The following is a 16,477-nucleotide window of genomic DNA, read 5'->3' as shown; positions in this document are numbered from 1 at the left end:
CGGATTATTTAACTTCTATATCGTAATGTGCCATCATTTCCCTGCGGATGAATTGTAGGGCAAGATGCAGGTGGTTTCTGACAGTGGTGGGGGATAGGCTCAGCTGTTGTGCAATCTCTTTATGGCTACAGCCTTTATCCCGGCTCAGCAGGTACACATTCCGCCTTTGTTCCGGCATTTTGTCCACTACTTTCTGCACCTGTTGCCAGAATTCTTTGCGCATCAGCTGTTGTTCCTCCTTGTTTTCGGGGGCAGCAGAAGACTGGCTGGAAGATAGCTGCGCCAGTGTTTGTTTCTCCCGGTACAGTTTACGGGTCTGGTCTACCACGATGTTTTTGGTAAGCACGAACAACAGTGGAAAAACATCCTGCCCCTCCTGCACCTTGTGGATGTTTTCCCAAAGTCTGACGAAGCACTGCTGGGTGATCTCCTCTGCACGGGCAACATCTTCCGTAAGTTTATAGGCAAACCTGAACACCTTATCCCGGTTCGCCCCGAACAACTGCTGGAAAAGCGCTTTTGACGGGTTATCAGACATAGATTATGCATTAGCGATTTGCGATGTTAAATGTAACACGTGTATGTTACTTCAATGTTAAGGAAAGCCTGGCAGGGGGATGGCGCGTTCTTTGTACGATAGGTTCTTTTATATACATTTGTTCTATGTTCACAGCATTATGTAACCAGGTATTTAACCAGAGCATACAGGATTATCATGTACACGATGATGTACATCAGCCGATTGCCAATCCTTACGATAAGAACAGCATAGAGCACCTGCTCTACCTGAAGAACTGGATAGACACGGTGCAATGGCACCTGGAAGATATTGTCCGTGACCCGGCCATTGACCCGGTAAAGGCACTGGAGATCAAACGCTGGATAGACCGTTCCAACCAGGAGCGTACAGACGTGGTAGAGTATATTGACAGCTATTTCCTGGAGAAATACCAATCGGTAACACCACAGCAGGACGCCCGGATCAATACCGAAAGCCCTGCCTGGGCAGTGGACCGTCTCTCCATCCTCGCACTGAAGATCTATCACATGCAGGAGGAAGCGCATCGTGCCGATGCTACGGACGCGCATCGCGCTGCCTGTCAGCGTAAGCTGGATGTACTGCTGGTACAACAGAAAGACCTGGGCACTGCTATTGAAGAACTGCTGGAAGACATCAGCGCCGGAAAAAAATACATGAAGGTGTACAGGCAGATGAAAATGTATAATGATCCTTTCCTGAACCCGGTACTATACAAAACAGTAAAATAAAGAAACCTTGACGGTACTGGCCATCCGCTTTTCAGCAATGGGAGACGCTGCCATGACCATACCTGTTATGAAACAGGTGCTGGCAGAAAATCCCGGTACGCACATCGTTTTTGTATCCAACAAAAACTGGGGCGCCTTGTGTAAGGATATTCCCCGCCTCACCTTTTTTCCGGCCGACCTGAAGGGCAGGCATAAAGGCCTTCCCGGCTTATACCGGCTGTTCCGTGAGATCAGCAGGGCACATCACATTGAAGCTGTGGCCGACCTGCATGAAGTGCTGCGCGCTAAAATAGTACGTACCTTTTTTCGCCTGAAAGGAGTGCCGGTAGCTGTCATTGATAAGGGGAGGGCCGGTAAAAAAGCGCTCACCCGCCAGGAACAGAAAGTACTGCAGCCGCTCACTACTACCATAGAACGCTATGCCACCGTTTTCAGGCAGCTGGGCTTTTCGTGCAATATGCCGGCTGTCCCCGCACAGGTGATCCGCCTGCCATTAAGTGATAGCATCACTGCTGTTACGGGCCTTAAAAACGCCGATACCTGGATAGGTGTGGCGCCCTTTGCCACCTATCGGGAAAAGACATATCCACTGGAAAAAATGGAACAGGTTTTGGCCATGCTCAGCCGGGAACCGCAGCATAAACTGCTGCTGTTTGGAGGCGGTGCGCAGGAGGTAGCACAACTAAATGAGCTGGCGCAACGGTATCCGCAGGCCATCGTGATAGCCGGCCGTTTTTCGCTGGAAGAAGAGCTGGCCATCATCAGCCAGCTGCACCTGATGATCAGTATGGATTCTGCCAACATGCACCTGGCGTCGCTGTTCGGTATTCCCGTTGTATCTGTGTGGGGTGCTACCCATCCTTTTGCAGGATTTATGGGTTACGGGCAGCCAATAGACAGAGCCGTGCAGATAGACCTCTATTGCCGCCCCTGTTCCGTATTCGGCAATAAACCCTGTTTCCGGGGCGATCATGCCTGTATGGAGGAGCTGGGACCCGAAAAAATAGTGGATAAGGTGGTGCAGTTGTTACCTAAATGATTGATTTTCTGTGTTCAAAAAAAGTAGGTATATTTTTTTGAAGTAATAAAAAAAAGCCTAATTTTGCCATCCCAAATCAATGGTGCCCGATAGTATAATGGTAGTACGACAGATTTTGGTTCTGTTTGTCTAGGTTCGAATCCTGGTCGGGCAACAAAAAAGCTGAACCATCAGCTTAATGACTTTAAAGAATTTCAGACCCGCTGCAGACGAAAGTTTCAGCGGGTTTTTTCTTGCCCGGCAGCACATCAGTCATCAACGTAAGGTCAGGCCGCCACCAACACTGTTCAATCCCGTCTGTGCAGGAAATAATACGCAAATATCCCAAACAAAATGCCTGCAATGATCCATTTTATCACCGTTTCCCCGCTATAAGTTTGTTTCAGCATTACCGTTGCAATGATACCAAAAACAGCGAGAAAAAGGCCAGACCCTATACTGGCCGCATATTTTAGTAAGTGTTTATTATTCATGGCTGGGTTACTGTTATTACGATTCGCCGGTAAATTGTATAACGATGGTCGCCCTGAAAAAGTTTAATACTGATTTTTAGAAAATTGGGGTTGTGTATCACTCACCCAATGCAACCCACATAATACCTATTGTTTCCTAGTACTACCTGTCAGCTACCCGGCTTTGCGCATAACAGGGAAGGTGCGTTTAGTATAGTATGGAAACAACCTTTTATTGAGGGAGGACAAGCTGATTTAGCAAATATTAAAGAGCTGCCTGTATTCAACGGTTTCAGAATATCAAACGACAGGACTACTGCAATAAAGAGTTTAAATGGTTGCTTGAAGATATGCACAGTGTTTTACGTGCTTGAAGAAAGTCCGCTGTGAATAAAGAAACCTAAAGAGGACTAGAGGATAGCGTCTAAATCAACCTTACATCCCTTCTTTACTCCCCTTCCTGCTGCTCAGCCAAATCCCCGCCAGTACCAGCACCCCGCCCGCCAGCTGTAACCCCGTCAGCTTATCCTTCAAAAAAATGAACGCCACCAGCGCTCCAATCACCGGGTTAAGGTTCAGAAAATTTCCCACCTGTGCCGCCGGCAGACTTTCCAGCGCTTTATTGTATAAAGAATAAGCTACGGCAGATGCAAATATCGCCAGGCCTGCCATTCCCACCCATGCCTTCCATGAAATAGCAGGCATGCCGTCGCTGATGATCTCATATGCGGGTAGTGGTAGCGATAATGCTGTGCCAATAAACGTACTTACCGTTGTTATCAGCACGGTGTCAGTGTCCTTCAGGCTGCGCGAAAGCAAAGTATACGCACTCCACAGCAGTACAGCCGCAACGATCAGAAAACTGCCCATCATGGCATTACCAGACTGCTCCCCGTTGCCTACAAAGCCCACCAGTATCACACCTGCAACAGACAACACAATCCCCGCAATCGCCCGTTTGCCCAGCTGCTCTTTGAGCAGGATGGCCGCCGGTATAGCAATGGCCACTGGAACCAGTCCTTCAATAAGGGCCCCCGTACTGGCAGACACATACTTCATACCGGTATTAAATACATAGTAGTACAACGTGGTGCCTGTTAGTCCCATGAGGGTGAGCCGCATATACGGCAGCGGACCTTTCACTTTTCGCCGCCTTGCAATATAGAAGGGCAGCAGGGCCGCACAAGCCATCAGGTTGCGGATCCCTGCAAAGATATGGGGCGGTACTTCCGTAACTACCAGTTTGGTAACGGTAAAAGAGCTGCCCCATATCATCATCACAAAGATGATGCTGATCAGTCCCTGGGTGTGTTTGCTGAATAAAGGTCCTGGCATGATGCTGTAGGTTAAATGGCGCTGTCAAAGTTGGTATTCAGTCATCCGGGTTTAAAGACCCGCCTGAATACGTCATAAAGAAATCCTTTTTGTATACATCTCCCAGTGGTATCTCCGCATCACCGATATAGATATTATGATGATCAAAAGAATGAATATGCTGCATGTTCACCACGTAGGATTTACTTACCCGCAGAAAGACCTGTTGCGGTAGTTTCTGATGAATCGTTTTCAGGTTCATAGCGGTGATCAGTTTCTGATTACCGGTATATATTACCACATAGTCTTTCAGCCCTTCAATATAAACAATACTGCTGAAATTGATCCTGTGAAACCGGCGCTCTGATTTAACCAGCAGGAACTCCGGTGTATTGGCTTCGATGGTGCTTTTGGCGGTGCTGTCAGCCAACAGCTTCTGGTATACCTGCGCTTTGTTGATCGCTTTCTCCAGGCGGTGCTTTTCTACAGGCTTTAAGAGGTAATCAATCGCATCCAGCTCATAGCTTTTCAGCGCATACTGCGGATAGGCGGTGGTGAAGATAGTAAGGGTCTGCCCGGACAATTGTGAGGCAAATTCCAACCCCGTTACCTTGGGCATTTGAATATCAAGAAAAACAAGATCTACATTATGCTCCTTTAAAAAGTTTAGTGCGCTTGGGGCATTGGAGAATTTTCCCAGTATATCAATATTGGAAACATCTTTGATCAGCGCCTGCATTTCTTCTCTTGCCAGTGGTTCATCATCTACTATAATACAGTTCATATGGGAATTGTTAAGTTAACCGTGTATTCATTTTCTGTTGCGCTGATATCCAGGTTATAATCATTGCCGTATAGCAATTCCAGCCGCCTTTTTATATTGGCCAGTCCTAGTCCGCTGCTTTTCTCACCCTGGGGCCTGTGATCAGCATTTGTTGAATTAACGCAATGGAAATTTAATTTACCCGCATGAACAGTGATCCTGATCCGGATGTAAGATCCGGCGCCGCTGATATCAACGCTATGCTTTACCGCATTCTCTGCAAAGGTAGTGAATAGGTTGGGGGGCAGAAATACACTGTTGATCACCGCAGAACTGGCCCCACAGCTGATCTCAACGGAAAGATTGTCCCTTCTCAGCTTTTCCAGCTCCAGGAAGTTGGACAGGAAATTGATCTCAGACCTTAGCATGGTCATTTCATCATCGTTCTCATAAAGCTGGTAGCGCAGGAATTCAGATAATTTCATGATGACGATGGTAGCCTTCTCGGGATCACTGCGTACCAGGGCTTTGATCCCGTTTAGCATATTGAACAGGAAATGAGGATTGATCTGGTTTTTCAATTCCTTCAGCTCCATTGTAAGTGTAATGTTTTTCAGTTCGGCAAATCTTTCATTATCTCTCATCCACCGCTGGAACAGCTTTATCATCGTAGTGACCAGAATCACGGGGATGATCCTGATCGTACCATCATAGAGACTCCGTTTCGGGGTAAGCTCAGACTGTATAAACGATTCATCTGATCCCGTATATGCATCCAGCGAAAAATGCAGCAATAGCAGTATTGCCTGCACCAATAGCAGCAGCAGTACCACGTAGAGCATGTAACGGCCCCTGAAAAAGAAACGCGGAACCAGGATGCCCATGTTGATATAACATAAGGTCATCACAGCCGTATAGGAGGCAAATAAAGTGAAATACTTATAGGCGCCTGTAATTGTTGCGATGTTATTGGAATACAAGATCAAAAAAAAGCTTCCCAATAATAATATGGCATGACGTAAAAGCCTGTGCCTGTCGTCAACGATCAGGTTAATGATCCTTGTATCCCTCAGCTCCGGTGGATAATTTTTCATGTGTGACAGTAAAAGGGTTGAACCCATAACGAAGATAAAACGATTATCCCCCGCACCAGGGGAAATTATACGAAACGCCTGCTTTGTTATACCAAAAATCAGCCGGGGTGGGTTTGGTATAAAAAGTAAACGCCTTCGTATAAAAACCGGATACCGCTATGCTAATAAGTATTTCTTTGTGCCCATAACTGAATCATTGACTATGGACATTACACAAAGAACAGTAGCGCTGTCATTCGGAATGTTGTTCTCATTTGCGGATGCGTTTTCACAAAACGGGGATAGCCCGGGTACTTCCAGGCGTGTGGAAACCTATGCTGCCGATAAGTTTGCAGTTACCCGTCCCTTCAATATTGAATATACCTATTCGGCTCCCTGCAACTATACTGCAGAAAGAGAGGGAAAGCCTTTGCCCGAAAGCAGGATAACGGGCTTTTCACAATTAAAGGTAAGTTCCAGTTTCAACTTTATAAAAAAGAGCCGCTGGCTTTTAGGCGCGTCAGCAGGTTACCGGTTCACGGCTGTTAAGGCAGATGTAACAGACGCCTCTACGGCTGGTGTCAATCCTATTGATAAAGATTTTCATTACTTCTATTCATCCCTGAACTTTACTTACTTCTCCACCCTGTTCAATAAACGAACGGTATATACTTCCAGTATCCTGCTGGATGGCAGTGAAAAGCATGTGGAAAGGGTAAGGGGCCTGCTAACAGGAACGGTTATACTCAAGGCCAGCCAGCGTACCAAACTGGGAGTTGGTATCCTTGTCAATATCGATCCCACAATACAAACGCCTGTACTGCCCATTTTCTCCTATGAGCACAGATTCGATAACGGCCTGCTGGCAGATATTGCATTCCCCAGGAACGTCTATCTCAGGAAACCTGTCTTTGGCAATGGAAGAGTATCACTGGGTGCGGAGCTGGACAGAACATCCTTCTACCTGTACGATATAGACGGCACCTCACAGCGTTACGAGTACCGCCAGATGGATATCAAATCAGGGTTAACCTACGAGCATCTTATCGCCAAATATTTTGTGCTCACTGCCAAAACAGGAATGAAATTAACCACTACCGGCCGCCTGTTCAGAAAGGAGGACTCATTTAATGACTACGTGTTAAAAACAAGCCCGGACCCTACGTTTTATTTTAACATCGGGGTATCGTTCAATCCCTTTTCTGTCATTGGAAAGAAGAAATAATATCTGTTCAACCAAGTGATGATCATGATAAAAGTTTTCAAAACAGATGTGCAATGTTTGGCAACGGCAGCGGACATTATCACAGACTTGCTGCAACATCATCCGGACTTCAGGATCAATTTTGACCTGGCAGATGAAGACAGGATCCTGCGGGTGGAAGGTTACGCCTTCAGCGCAGCAGATATAGCAGACCGGGTAAGGCAATATGGTCACTACTGTATTGACCTGCCCATCGACCTTGTGTTTTTAAAGGAAAGGGAGCAGTCCTGACACAGGATACTCCCTTCAGTTTAACGCTCCAATCTCCCTAAAATCAAGATAATCAATGTGTTAAAGGGTTGTGGCCCGGTTCGGGTCCGCCAAAAGCCCGATACATTCATTCGGCTGAAAGCCACTGTGCTCGGTGCTTTCCCGAGGATGTAAGCTATATGTAAGCTATTTGTAACCAGGATGTAACCAGGATGTAAGCTCTCTATATAGATAGCAAACATCTCCCTGTCAACCTGATGATAAAATTGAAGAAATATGGGGTTTTCACTGGGATACCATGCAATACAAGGCTGCAGGACCCTGAATCCCGGCCAGTTAAAGCAATAAGTAATGGTGGAATTAAGGCGCTGTAGTCAGCTCAAATTGGGCATTGAGCACCAGCCGCGCCTGCACGGGTTCGGTATTTCCCGGAACCTGGAGGCCTTTGAGCTTCGGTGTTTTGCCCTTGGTAATGAGCTCGGCCAGCTGCTTGTCTGTCAGCTTTTTGCCGAAGGCCTCAAAGGGCAGTTTAAAGCCGCATACCTGGTAGTTGGCGCAGCCATAGGCGGTATTGCCTTTCTTAAGCGCATGGGTTTTGCATTTGGGGCAGGATAGCGCCGTAATGTCTGTTGGCGTTGCCGGGGTCTTAGGCGCTTTGGGTTTGGCGGTTTTAGCCGGTTTTTCCGGTTCGGGGGGCGTTTCAGGAGCTACAGAGATCACTTTATAACCGGCCGTCTTTACTTCATTGACCAGCTCCGTGACCATCTGTACCAGTTCTTCCTTGAACGTGTCCATGGCGTATTCGCCTTTTTCTATCAGCCGCAGCTTGCGTTCCCACTGGCCTGTAAGCTCGGGACTTTTCAGCAGTTCTGACTGGATGGTGTCTATCAGGTCGATACCTGTCTGTGTGGCGTAGATATTCTTTTTGCGTTTTTCGATGTATTTACGGCGGAACAGGGTTTCAATGATATTGGCGCGGGTAGAAGGTCTGCCAATACCATTGTCTTTCAGCAATTCGCGCATTTCTTCATTGTCTACCTGCTTACCGGCGGTTTCCATGGCCCGCAGCAGGGTCGCCTCTGTATAAGGCTTGGGAGGCGAAGTTCTGCCTTGGTGTATCCTGGGGGTATGCGGACCGCTTTCGCCTGCTTCGAACACGGGCAGTATCTTTTCTTCTTCTTCGTCCTCTTTTTTCTGGCTGGCGTCATTGGCATATACTTCCTTCCAGCCCGGCTCGATGATCTGTTTGCCGGTGGCCTTAAAAGGCACCTGTCCTACCTTGCCCATCACCGTGGTATTGGCAATGCGGCACTCGGGGTAGAAGGCGGCAATAAAGCGCCGGGCCACCAGGTCATAGATTCGCTTTTCTTCGGGCGAGAGCCCGGAGGGGTATACCCCTGTGGGAATGATGGCATGGTGGTCGGTGACTTTCTTGTCGTCAAACACCGTTTTCAGCCTGGGAATGGGCTTTTCCAGCAGCGGGGCTATCAGGGCCTTGTAGGGCGTCATTTCCTGCAGGATACCGGCAATTTTCGGATGCAGGTCTTCAGACAGGTAGGTGGTATCTACGCGGGGGTAGGTCACCATCTTTTTTTCGTACAGGCTCTGGATATATTTCAGCGTATCATCCGCGCTGTAGGCATAGCGTTTGTTGGCTTCCACCTGCAGGGCGGTCAGGTCAAACAGGCGGGGATTGCCTTCTTTCCCTTCCTTTCTCTCAAACGATACCACTTCAAAAGGATGCTGCTGCAGGTAAGCCAGTCCGCGGTTGGCTTTTTCCAGGTCTTTCAGGCGGTCAATAGCAGCGGTGAACTCTGTGTCGCGGTAGATGGTCTTCAGTTCCCAGTAGTCTTCCTGCACAAATGCGTTGATCTCTTTTTGCCTTTGTACGATCATGGCCAGGGTAGGGGTTTGTACCCGGCCGATAGACAGTACGGTTTTGCCGATGGCGAATTTCTTGGTAAAGAGCCGGGTAGCATTCATGCCCAGCAGCCAGTCGCCGATAGCGCGGGCGCTGCCGGCGGCATAGAGGTTGTCGAACTGCGCACTTTCACGCAGGGCGGCAAAGCCATTGCGGATCGCTTCGTCTGTGAGGGAAGAGATCCATAATCTTTTCACGGGGGCGGTACAACGCGCTTTAAGCAGTACCCAGCGTTGTATCAGTTCTCCTTCCTGGCCGGCGTCACCGCAGTTGATCACTTCTTCACATTGCTGTACCAGCTGTTCTATTACGGAAAACTGTTTCTGTACACCCGCGTTGTCTATCAGTTTGATGCCGAAGCTTGCCGGCAGTATGGGCAAATCTTCCAGCTGCCAGTATTTCCAGCGTTCAAAATAATCATGCGGTTCTTTCAGGGTACAGAAATGTCCGAAGGTCCAGGTTACCTGGTAACCGTTTCCTTCATAGTAACCGTCACGGCGCTGCGCAGCGCCGATGATATGCGCAATGTCCCTGGCCACACTTGGCTTTTCTGCAATGCAAACCTTCATAGTGCCTTGAAAAGAACGGCAAATGTCGGATAATTTATTGTAACGTCATTACCGCAATACCTGGATAAGCTCCTTCAGCCCCTCATATGCTGCATGGCAATCCTCAAAAAAATATTTGTTATCATTCGCTGGCTTATCCGGCTGAAACACTTCCTGCGGGGCTTTACTGTAATGCTTTAAGCGCTGGTCCATTTCATCCCTATGACGGATGGGGATGCCGCTGAAGCGGCTGAAATGATCTGCCATTGCTCTTACGCCATCTGCATAATCGAAAAAAGTATTGGCGGGATGATGGAGCGCATGAATAGCCTGCAGCTTCAGGTAGTACTGCTCCAGCACGTCGGCGGTATAACGGTTCAGCTCTCCCTGGTAGGTGGCTGGCGCTGCTGTTTTGAGCAGAACATGATCCACTATCCCGGGTACGGCGTGTATGCCCCGCTTTTTTTCGTGGGAGGCGATCACCTCACCGGGTCTGCGGTAGAGAAAGAAGAACGGTGTTTGCGGAAACCATTCGCGCAGCAGCTCATAGAAATGAATATGCCAGCTGTCCAGTTTGATGATGTAGTGGGTTTCTCTGAAATTGCGCTGCTGGCCCATTAACTGCAAGGCACACCTGAACCAGTGTTCGCGGGTGGCGGTGCTGAGGTGCGCATCTTTTTCCGTTGCTCTTAATATCTCATCCAGTAATGGCGCTTCTGCCACGACAATGTTTTCTTCCGGCGCTGAAAAAGCCTGCGATAGCAGGGTAGAGCCGCAACGGGAAACATGGAAGATAAAGGCGGACGGCGTCAATGAGCGGAGGTCTTCACAGGCAGGCGACAGGAAATCTGCGGTGCTGCGGCTTTCGAGGCGGGACCTTTCTTTCTGCCTGCATCGGCAAATGGTGATGGTCTCATCAAAAAAGGGATGTATCATCCGTTCGCTGCCAAGGTCCAGCCATGTAAGCTGCCATTCCCTGTTAGTATAGCTGAGGCGGTAGGGTATCCAGTTAGCGATCAGTGCGGGCTGCATTATTGTGCTGCTTTTAAACGGGCAACCAGTTCCCTGGATGCGGCGGTGTCCATTTTTTCCAGTTCTTCTATCATCCTTGTACGGGTGGTGGCATCAAGGTTTTCCACCGCATGCTTATCTGTGAGCCGGTAGCCATGTGCGGTGAACAGCTCGTCCGTCCAGCTGTTGCGGATGCCGTCTATTACCAGGTGTATCCTGGCGCTGCTGCCATTGTTGATGATGCTGTGGGTGGCGCTGAAATTCATGTACCAGCATTCACCCGCTTTCAGCGGCAGCTGCTCATCTTCCAGTATAAACTGTACCTGTGGGTTGGTGATGATGGGTATATGTATCCTGAAATGGCCGTCATCATAAGAACAGCCCGGGTCGCGGTGTGGTTTTATCACGCTGCCGGGCGCGAGCGACAAGAGTCGCACTGCCTCTTTCTCACATTGCCAGGCGTCCAGGATCTCTTTTACATAGGGCATCCGCGTCAGTACCGGGGTATCGCTGTAGGCGCCGTTGGCATGTGCGTAGATGTCTTTACTTGCTCCGCTTACAGAGCGGAGAGATATACTCCGCCAGTCGCCGTTAAAGTCGCGCGTGTTGAAGTGCAGGGGCCATTCTTCCTGCAACACTGCTTCCAGTTCGGCGCAGAGTTTTGCTACGTTATAGGTGTAGGAAAATTTGATATAGTTCATCCCGGTAGTTAATGCCTGGCTAATATAATAGATTCCTGCCAATAGGATACCCGCCTCATCTTTAAATATTTTTTATTAACTGTACAAATTTGTATATCTTTTATAGGAATCCGTGAAAGTTGCTATGTTTAGACCGCCCTCACCGCTTACAACCGTTATCATATATGCCATCTGTGCTGTTATCTGGGCATTGTCTGTCGATTGGATGATAGCTATGCTCAGCGGCCACGTTAACCCGCAATTGTTAACCTGGCTGTTGCATTACAAGGGTATTATATTCGGCCTGTTATCTGCCGTAGTATTGTTCCTCCTGCTTAGAAACTACCGTAGCCAGGTAATTACTTCTGAAAGGGCCTATGTCCGCATGTTCCGTGAGAATCCGCAGCCTATGTGGATCTATCGCAAAAGGGACTTTCGCTACCTGGAAGTGAATGACGCAGCCATTGCCCTGTATGGCTACAGCCGGGAGGAATTTCTGCAGATGACGATACTGGATATCCGTCCTAAGGAAGACATTGAGCGCCTGCTCAGGAACCGGGATCTGCAAACAAAGCCGGGGTACAGCCCTTCAGGCATCTGGCGGCATTTTAAAAAAGACGGGAGCCTGATGTATGTGCGGGTGGAAGCGTTTATGATCGCTTACGGCGATGAACCGGCAGAAGTGATCAGCATATACGATGTGACGGAAGCGCACCTGGCAGGAGAAGCGCTGAATAAGCAGGAGCAGCTGCTGAAAACCATCATTAACAGCTCGCAGAAAATGGTATGGGCAGTGAACAACCAATTCCAGCTCATTGCCGAAAACAGGGTATTCAGAAGCCGCCTGGCCCTGCTCAGGGATATTGAAAAACCATCTGAGTTCTGGCTGGAACACTATAAGAAAAGCCTTTGCGGCGAAAAACAGCTGATCGCTTACGAATCGGGAACTACAGAAAGAACCTGGAGATATATGGAGATCTCTTTCGATCCCATCTGCGACCAGGGTAGTATTACCGGCGTAGCCTGCATGGCCGGGGATGTTACCAGGGAAAAACTACATGAGCTCACCCTGCGCAAAGCCCTGGAGCGCTATGAGGTGGTTACCATGGCCACCAACGATGTGATCTGGGATTTTGACCTGGTGAACAGGCAGGTGAGCTGGAGCGATAATGCCATCCACTTTTTTGGATTCAGCAAAAGAGAGGAAGAGCCTGAGTTCTGGGCTTCCCGCATACATCCCGAAGAGCGGGAGGATATCATGAACAGCTTATACCAGGCCGTAAGGGAAGGACATACCCACTGGCAGCGGGAATACCGGCTCATTGATCTGAAAGGCCAGTATCGCCACGTGGTTTCCCGCGGCTACATCCTGTATAATGAACAAAAGGAACCTGTGCGCATGATCGGCGCCATGCAGGATATTGAAGAAATAGTGGTGAAGAATGAAGAGATCCGCCGGCTTTCCCTGGTAGCCAGCATGACCCATAACCCCGTGATCATTACAGACGAAAATGCCTGTATTGAATGGGTGAACAAAAGCTTTGAAGATCTTTCGGGTTATGCGCTGGAAGAGATCAAAGGTTTAAAACCGTATGCCTTCCTGCATGGAGAAGATACCGATACGAAAATCTACCAGGAGATCAGCGAAAAACTGGCCGCCGGCAAACACTGCGTGGTAGAACTGCTCAACTATAGCAGCAGCGGAGAACCCTATTGGATCGTGATGGATATTACACCCATCGTAAACCAGGCAGGAGAAGTGGAAAGGCATATCATCATCCAGACCAATATCACGGAGAAGAAAAAATTTGAACAGCAGCTGGAAGAACGGAACCGCCTGCTTACCGAAGTGGCCTTCATCAGCTCTCACCGCCTGCGTATGCCTGTAGCCTCTTTGCTGGGATTATTTGCCCAGATGGATAAAGAGAACCTGGCCAATCCCGATAACCGGCCTTTCCTGGAATACATGGAAAAGCTGGTGAACGACCTGGATGTCATGCTGCACGAAATGGCAGACAAGTGCAACCAGATCTATCACAAAAGCGAAGAAGGTAACGGGCAAAGTTTTAACAATCCTTAAAAGATATTTAGCCTAATTTCCGCTAAAATTCGCAGTGTTCCTTCATTACTTCAGAACCATACAACGGTATAATCTGCTGTTCTCCGTAGTAACCGCCTTATTCGCATATGTGGGCGCTGAAAGGTCTATACAGGCATTTCTTCATACTTTCTGGTTATCCATTTTCAGCGGCGGTTTCCTGCTTGCCTCATTTCTTTATAACCTCAGACACAAGCGGCAGTACTATTTCTACCACAACAGGGGCTTTTCAAAGATCCGGCTTATGGCGTTGTCTTACCTGTTACTGGTACCGGTGCTGCTGTTATACCTGATCGTCAAAAAATGGATCGGCTTATGAAACATCAGCTGGAAGCAGATAGCATACAGAAAAACTACGGTACTAAAGAACTGCTCACCGATGTGTACCTGAAATGCGAAACCGGCGATATCATCGGGCTGCTGGGCCGTAATGGCAGCGGTAAATCCACTCTGCTGAAGATCCTCTTCGGTACTGAACCCGCCCTTAACAGCAGCATCCGGATCAATGGCAAACCCTGCCCTTTTCCATACCGGCAAGGCGGCCAGATCGCCTATTTACCACAACATCGTTTTCTGCCTGCAGACATACCGGTCAGGAAGATCATCGGGATCTTCATTGCTGATAAACACGCTCAACAAAGCATACGGGCAAATGAAAGGATTAGTCCGCACCTGAACAAGTACGTTAACGAACTCTCCGGCGGTGAGCTAAGGTATCTTGAAATTATGCTGCTCCTAAACCTGGACGTGAAATTTGTGTTGATGGATGAGCCTTTCTCCGGTATGGAACCGCTCTATAAGGAACGCATAGCAGCGTTGATCACAGCCTATCGTACTACCAAGGGATTTATTATTACCGATCACGATTATCGCAACATCATCGGCACCAGCACCCAGCTGCTGCTGCTGAGCAACGGCGTCTGTAAACGTATTCAATCACTGGATCAGCTGGAAACCCAGCACTACCTGCCTCCCGGAACATTGGCTGAATTTTACTAAGTTAGTGTTACAAACAATTTCTTATGGCAGACCCAGGCAGACGTTACCCGGTAGATCCACGCCTGGCAGGCGTATTGAGCCATTGCTATGCGGCCCGCACACCGCCCGGTATGCAGCCGCAGCTGTACCACCTGGCGCCCAGCCTGGAAATGATCGTGGTCTTTAATTTCGGTGCAGCAATACCGTATGCCTTTGGCGATGAAGCGCCGGGAGCACAGGTCATTGATCGTATTGTCATACTGGGGCCGCTGCGCTGTATGATGAACTACCAGCTGCAGGCAGACAGCGATCTGCTGGTGCTGCAGTTTATACTGGATGGCTTTTACCGTTTCCTGTCTGTTACGCCCGGTGAAGAAGCTGCTGTTGCGGAGCGGCTGGAAGATGTCTGGCATTTACTGGCTGCTATTCCTGATACGGAACAGCGCATTGCCGCGCTCACCGATTACCTGCTGCTGCACATTGCACAAAGTGAACCGCCAACACAACAGCTACTGGATCATGTAGATGATATCCATAACCCGGTGGTGAACCCGGTGAAGGTGATCGCCGGCAGGTATGGCGTTTCAGCACGCGCTGTGCAGCTGCGCTTTAAAAAGTATGTGGGCTATTCGCCTAAAGAGCTGCTGCGTTTTCTGCGCTTTAAACAGGTGCTTGCCTACCTGCTTGATCATCCTGCTGCAAAGGTGAACTGGTTTGAGCTGGTGGTGCAGTTTGGCTATCATGACCAGAGTCACCTGATCAGGGATTTTAAACACTATACCGGTGTGAGTCCCCGGCAATTCATGCAGCTCAATGAAGATGATAATTTCTGCATTGGCAGGGATTAACAGGGAAAGAACAGCTCACCACAAGATGAGCTGTTCTGATATATATAGATCAAATAGTGTTAGTGTGCCACTACGCTGCCTTCAAAACTGGTAGCGGTAGCTACTTCTCTCCATGCCTCCATCTCACTTTTCACGGATGCAAATTTTGCGTCCGCCAGCAGGTAAGCATCTTCCCCGAGTATGAGGTGCAGCGGCGGGTTTTGATCTTCGGTTACCTTGATCATAACGGCTGCAGCCTTTTCAGGATCGCCGGCCTGGTTGCCGTTCATTTCGTTCATATGGAAAGCCTCCACTTCTCTTACTTCTTTGTATGCCGCAATCGGGTTAGCGGGCAGCTTTGCCGAATCCGAGGTAAGGAAGGATGTTCTGAAGTAACCGGGTTGTATCAATGTAACCTTTACACCAAAAGACTTCACTTCTGCAGACAATGATTCAGTAAGTCCGTTCAGTGCAAATTTGGTGGCGCAGTAAACGCCAAAGCCCGGGAAAGCGCCGGTAACACCGGCAATGGAAGAAATGTTGAGGATATGGCCGGAGCGTTGTTTCCTCAGCTGCGGCATTACGCTGCGGATCACGTTCAGGGCGCCAAATACATTGATGTCAAAATTCTCTCTTGCTTCTTTATCTGAAAGCTCTTCCAGTCCGCCTGCCTGTCCGTAGCCAGCGTTGTTCACTACTACATCCAGTTTACCGAAGCGGGCAATCGCAGCATTCACTGCTTTGCTTACGCTGGCTTCCGTTTTCAGGTCTGCAGTTAATGCAAGGAAGTTAGTATTGTGCTCACCTACTGCCTTGGTCAGATCATCCAGGCTCCTGGAGGTAGCTGCTACCTGGTGGCCGAGGCTCAGTAATTGTTTAACGAGTGTAAGGCCTAAGCCTTTTGATGCGCCGGTTATAAACCATGTTTTTTGTGTGCTCATAGTATGTTGTGTTTTGTAGCAACAAAATTAGCACAGCAACATGCCCCGGTACTTACAGCTTTCAAACGTATAATTGTATAATTCAAACA

At 48.7% G+C, this 16,477-nt stretch carries 17 protein-coding genes and 1 tRNA gene; 10 read left to right on the top strand and 8 right to left on the bottom strand.

Annotated elements, in window-relative coordinates:
- Nucleotides 1-4 precede the first annotated feature (4 nt).
- Nucleotides 5-538 (bottom strand): RNA polymerase sigma factor, encoded by a 534-nt coding sequence (locus Q0577_RS14320; RefSeq protein ID WP_298737413.1) that lies wholly within the window; start codon nucleotides 536-538, stop codon nucleotides 5-7.
- A 125-nt stretch (nucleotides 539-663) separates the two neighbouring features.
- Here Q0577_RS14320 and Q0577_RS14315 point away from each other — a divergent pair, with 125 nt between their 5' ends.
- From Q0577_RS14315 to Q0577_RS27215, 4 genes are all read left to right on the top strand, one after another.
- Nucleotides 664-1,269, top strand: a complete 606-nt coding sequence (locus Q0577_RS14315) for a DUF4254 domain-containing protein (protein ID WP_298737412.1) — start codon at nucleotides 664-666, stop codon at nucleotides 1,267-1,269.
- A 7-nt stretch (nucleotides 1,270-1,276) separates the two neighbouring features.
- Nucleotides 1,277-2,308 carry a glycosyltransferase family 9 protein gene (locus tag Q0577_RS14310; protein WP_298737410.1) on the top strand — a complete coding sequence of 344 codons (1,032 nt, stop codon included), beginning with the start codon at nucleotides 1,277-1,279 and terminating at the stop codon, nucleotides 2,306-2,308.
- Between the two features lie 83 nt (nucleotides 2,309-2,391).
- Nucleotides 2,392-2,462: transfer RNA gene (locus Q0577_RS14305), tRNA-Gln, on the top strand.
- Between the two features lie 448 nt (nucleotides 2,463-2,910).
- The gene (locus Q0577_RS27215) at nucleotides 2,911-3,150 is read left to right on the top strand and encodes a hypothetical protein (protein ID WP_366884428.1); all 240 of its coding nucleotides are present in this window, start codon (nucleotides 2,911-2,913) and stop codon (nucleotides 3,148-3,150) included.
- Between the two features lie 45 nt (nucleotides 3,151-3,195).
- On the opposite strand, the gene Q0577_RS14300 is transcribed toward Q0577_RS27215, so the two are convergent.
- The 3 genes from Q0577_RS14300 to Q0577_RS14290 are packed head-to-tail and all read right to left on the bottom strand — an operon-like array spanning nucleotide 3,196 to nucleotide 5,931.
- Nucleotides 3,196-4,095 (bottom strand): DMT family transporter, encoded by a 900-nt coding sequence (locus Q0577_RS14300; protein ID WP_298737408.1) that lies wholly within the window; start codon nucleotides 4,093-4,095, stop codon nucleotides 3,196-3,198.
- 37 nt (nucleotides 4,096-4,132) lie between these two features.
- Nucleotides 4,133-4,858 (bottom strand): response regulator, encoded by a 726-nt coding sequence (locus Q0577_RS14295; protein WP_298737406.1) that lies wholly within the window; start codon nucleotides 4,856-4,858, stop codon nucleotides 4,133-4,135.
- The gene (locus Q0577_RS14290) at nucleotides 4,855-5,931 is read right to left on the bottom strand and encodes a histidine kinase (protein ID WP_298737404.1); all 1,077 of its coding nucleotides are present in this window, start codon (nucleotides 5,929-5,931) and stop codon (nucleotides 4,855-4,857) included. The genes Q0577_RS14295 and Q0577_RS14290 overlap by 4 nt, the downstream gene beginning before the upstream one ends.
- A 202-nt stretch (nucleotides 5,932-6,133) precedes the next feature.
- Between Q0577_RS14290 and Q0577_RS14285 the strand changes: the two genes are divergently transcribed.
- The gene (locus Q0577_RS14285) at nucleotides 6,134-7,135 is read left to right on the top strand and encodes a DUF6268 family outer membrane beta-barrel protein (RefSeq protein ID WP_298737402.1); all 1,002 of its coding nucleotides are present in this window, start codon (nucleotides 6,134-6,136) and stop codon (nucleotides 7,133-7,135) included.
- Between the two features lie 24 nt (nucleotides 7,136-7,159).
- On the top strand, nucleotides 7,160-7,405 hold the full coding sequence (locus Q0577_RS14280; protein ID WP_298737400.1) for a hypothetical protein: 246 nt from the start codon (nucleotides 7,160-7,162) through the stop codon (nucleotides 7,403-7,405).
- 339 nt (nucleotides 7,406-7,744) lie between these two features.
- Here Q0577_RS14280 and Q0577_RS14275 read toward each other — a convergent pair whose 3' ends face one another.
- The 3 genes from Q0577_RS14275 to Q0577_RS14265 are packed head-to-tail and all read right to left on the bottom strand — an operon-like array spanning nucleotide 7,745 to nucleotide 11,565.
- Nucleotides 7,745-9,874 carry a type IA DNA topoisomerase gene (locus tag Q0577_RS14275; RefSeq protein WP_298737398.1) on the bottom strand — a complete coding sequence of 710 codons (2,130 nt, stop codon included), beginning with the start codon at nucleotides 9,872-9,874 and terminating at the stop codon, nucleotides 7,745-7,747.
- A gap of 48 nt (nucleotides 9,875-9,922) precedes the next feature.
- Nucleotides 9,923-10,885 carry a hypothetical protein gene (locus Q0577_RS14270; RefSeq protein WP_298737396.1) on the bottom strand — a complete coding sequence of 321 codons (963 nt, stop codon included), beginning with the start codon at nucleotides 10,883-10,885 and terminating at the stop codon, nucleotides 9,923-9,925.
- Nucleotides 10,885-11,565 (bottom strand): aspartyl/asparaginyl beta-hydroxylase domain-containing protein, encoded by a 681-nt coding sequence (locus Q0577_RS14265; RefSeq protein WP_298737394.1) that lies wholly within the window; start codon nucleotides 11,563-11,565, stop codon nucleotides 10,885-10,887. Before Q0577_RS14265 ends, Q0577_RS14270 begins: the two co-directional genes overlap by 1 nt.
- A gap of 124 nt (nucleotides 11,566-11,689) precedes the next feature.
- Between Q0577_RS14265 and Q0577_RS14260 the strand changes: the two genes are divergently transcribed.
- From Q0577_RS14260 to Q0577_RS14245, 4 genes are read left to right on the top strand one after another with little or no spacing between them, the layout of a single operon-like run.
- On the top strand, nucleotides 11,690-13,624 hold the full coding sequence (locus Q0577_RS14260) for a PAS domain S-box protein (protein WP_298737392.1): 1,935 nt from the start codon (nucleotides 11,690-11,692) through the stop codon (nucleotides 13,622-13,624).
- Between the two features lie 34 nt (nucleotides 13,625-13,658).
- Nucleotides 13,659-13,961: a hypothetical protein gene (locus Q0577_RS14255; RefSeq protein ID WP_298737391.1), complete on the top strand. Its 303-nt coding sequence runs from the start codon at nucleotides 13,659-13,661 to the stop codon at nucleotides 13,959-13,961.
- Nucleotides 13,958-14,641, top strand: coding sequence for an ATP-binding cassette domain-containing protein (locus Q0577_RS14250; RefSeq protein ID WP_298737389.1), 684 nt, complete (start codon nucleotides 13,958-13,960; stop codon nucleotides 14,639-14,641). The genes Q0577_RS14255 and Q0577_RS14250 overlap by 4 nt, the downstream gene beginning before the upstream one ends.
- 23 nt (nucleotides 14,642-14,664) lie before the next feature.
- Nucleotides 14,665-15,468, top strand: a complete 804-nt coding sequence (locus Q0577_RS14245; RefSeq protein ID WP_298737387.1) for an AraC family transcriptional regulator — start codon at nucleotides 14,665-14,667, stop codon at nucleotides 15,466-15,468.
- Between the two features lie 59 nt (nucleotides 15,469-15,527).
- On the opposite strand, the gene Q0577_RS14240 is transcribed toward Q0577_RS14245, so the two are convergent.
- Nucleotides 15,528-16,388, bottom strand: a complete 861-nt coding sequence (locus Q0577_RS14240) for an SDR family oxidoreductase (protein WP_298737384.1) — start codon at nucleotides 16,386-16,388, stop codon at nucleotides 15,528-15,530.
- Nucleotides 16,389-16,477: the final 89 nt, after the last annotated feature.

This window comes from uncultured Chitinophaga sp. (genome assembly GCF_937898475.1).
Classification (GTDB): Bacteria; Bacteroidota; Bacteroidia; order Chitinophagales; family Chitinophagaceae; genus Chitinophaga.
Note: the sequence above shows the minus strand (reverse complement) of the source record. Positions and strands in the feature narration are given on the sequence as shown.

Excerpts from the sequence above, each read along its gene's own strand:
- Q0577_RS14320 (WP_298737413.1), bottom strand. The coding sequence starts at position 538 with ATGTCTGATAACCCGTCAAAAGCGCTTTTCCAGCAGTTGTTCGGGGCG.
- Q0577_RS14315 (WP_298737412.1), top strand. The coding sequence starts at position 664 with ATGTTCACAGCATTATGTAACCAGGTATTTAACCAGAGCATACAGGAT.
- Q0577_RS14300 (WP_298737408.1), bottom strand. The coding sequence starts at position 4,095 with ATGCCAGGACCTTTATTCAGCAAACACACCCAGGGACTGATCAGCATC.
- Q0577_RS14295 (WP_298737406.1), bottom strand. The coding sequence starts at position 4,858 with ATGAACTGTATTATAGTAGATGATGAACCACTGGCAAGAGAAGAAATG.
- Q0577_RS14290 (WP_298737404.1), bottom strand. The coding sequence starts at position 5,931 with ATGAAAAATTATCCACCGGAGCTGAGGGATACAAGGATCATTAACCTG.
- Q0577_RS14285 (WP_298737402.1), top strand. The coding sequence starts at position 6,134 with ATGGACATTACACAAAGAACAGTAGCGCTGTCATTCGGAATGTTGTTC.
- Q0577_RS14280 (WP_298737400.1), top strand. The coding sequence starts at position 7,160 with ATGATAAAAGTTTTCAAAACAGATGTGCAATGTTTGGCAACGGCAGCG.
- Q0577_RS14275 (WP_298737398.1), bottom strand. The coding sequence starts at position 9,874 with ATGAAGGTTTGCATTGCAGAAAAGCCAAGTGTGGCCAGGGACATTGCG.
- Q0577_RS14270 (WP_298737396.1), bottom strand. The coding sequence starts at position 10,885 with ATGCAGCCCGCACTGATCGCTAACTGGATACCCTACCGCCTCAGCTAT.
- Q0577_RS14265 (WP_298737394.1), bottom strand. The coding sequence starts at position 11,565 with ATGAACTATATCAAATTTTCCTACACCTATAACGTAGCAAAACTCTGC.
- Q0577_RS14260 (WP_298737392.1), top strand. The coding sequence starts at position 11,690 with ATGTTTAGACCGCCCTCACCGCTTACAACCGTTATCATATATGCCATC.
- Q0577_RS14250 (WP_298737389.1), top strand. The coding sequence starts at position 13,958 with ATGAAACATCAGCTGGAAGCAGATAGCATACAGAAAAACTACGGTACT.
- Q0577_RS14245 (WP_298737387.1), top strand. The coding sequence starts at position 14,665 with ATGGCAGACCCAGGCAGACGTTACCCGGTAGATCCACGCCTGGCAGGC.
- Q0577_RS14240 (WP_298737384.1), bottom strand. The coding sequence starts at position 16,388 with ATGAGCACACAAAAAACATGGTTTATAACCGGCGCATCAAAAGGCTTA.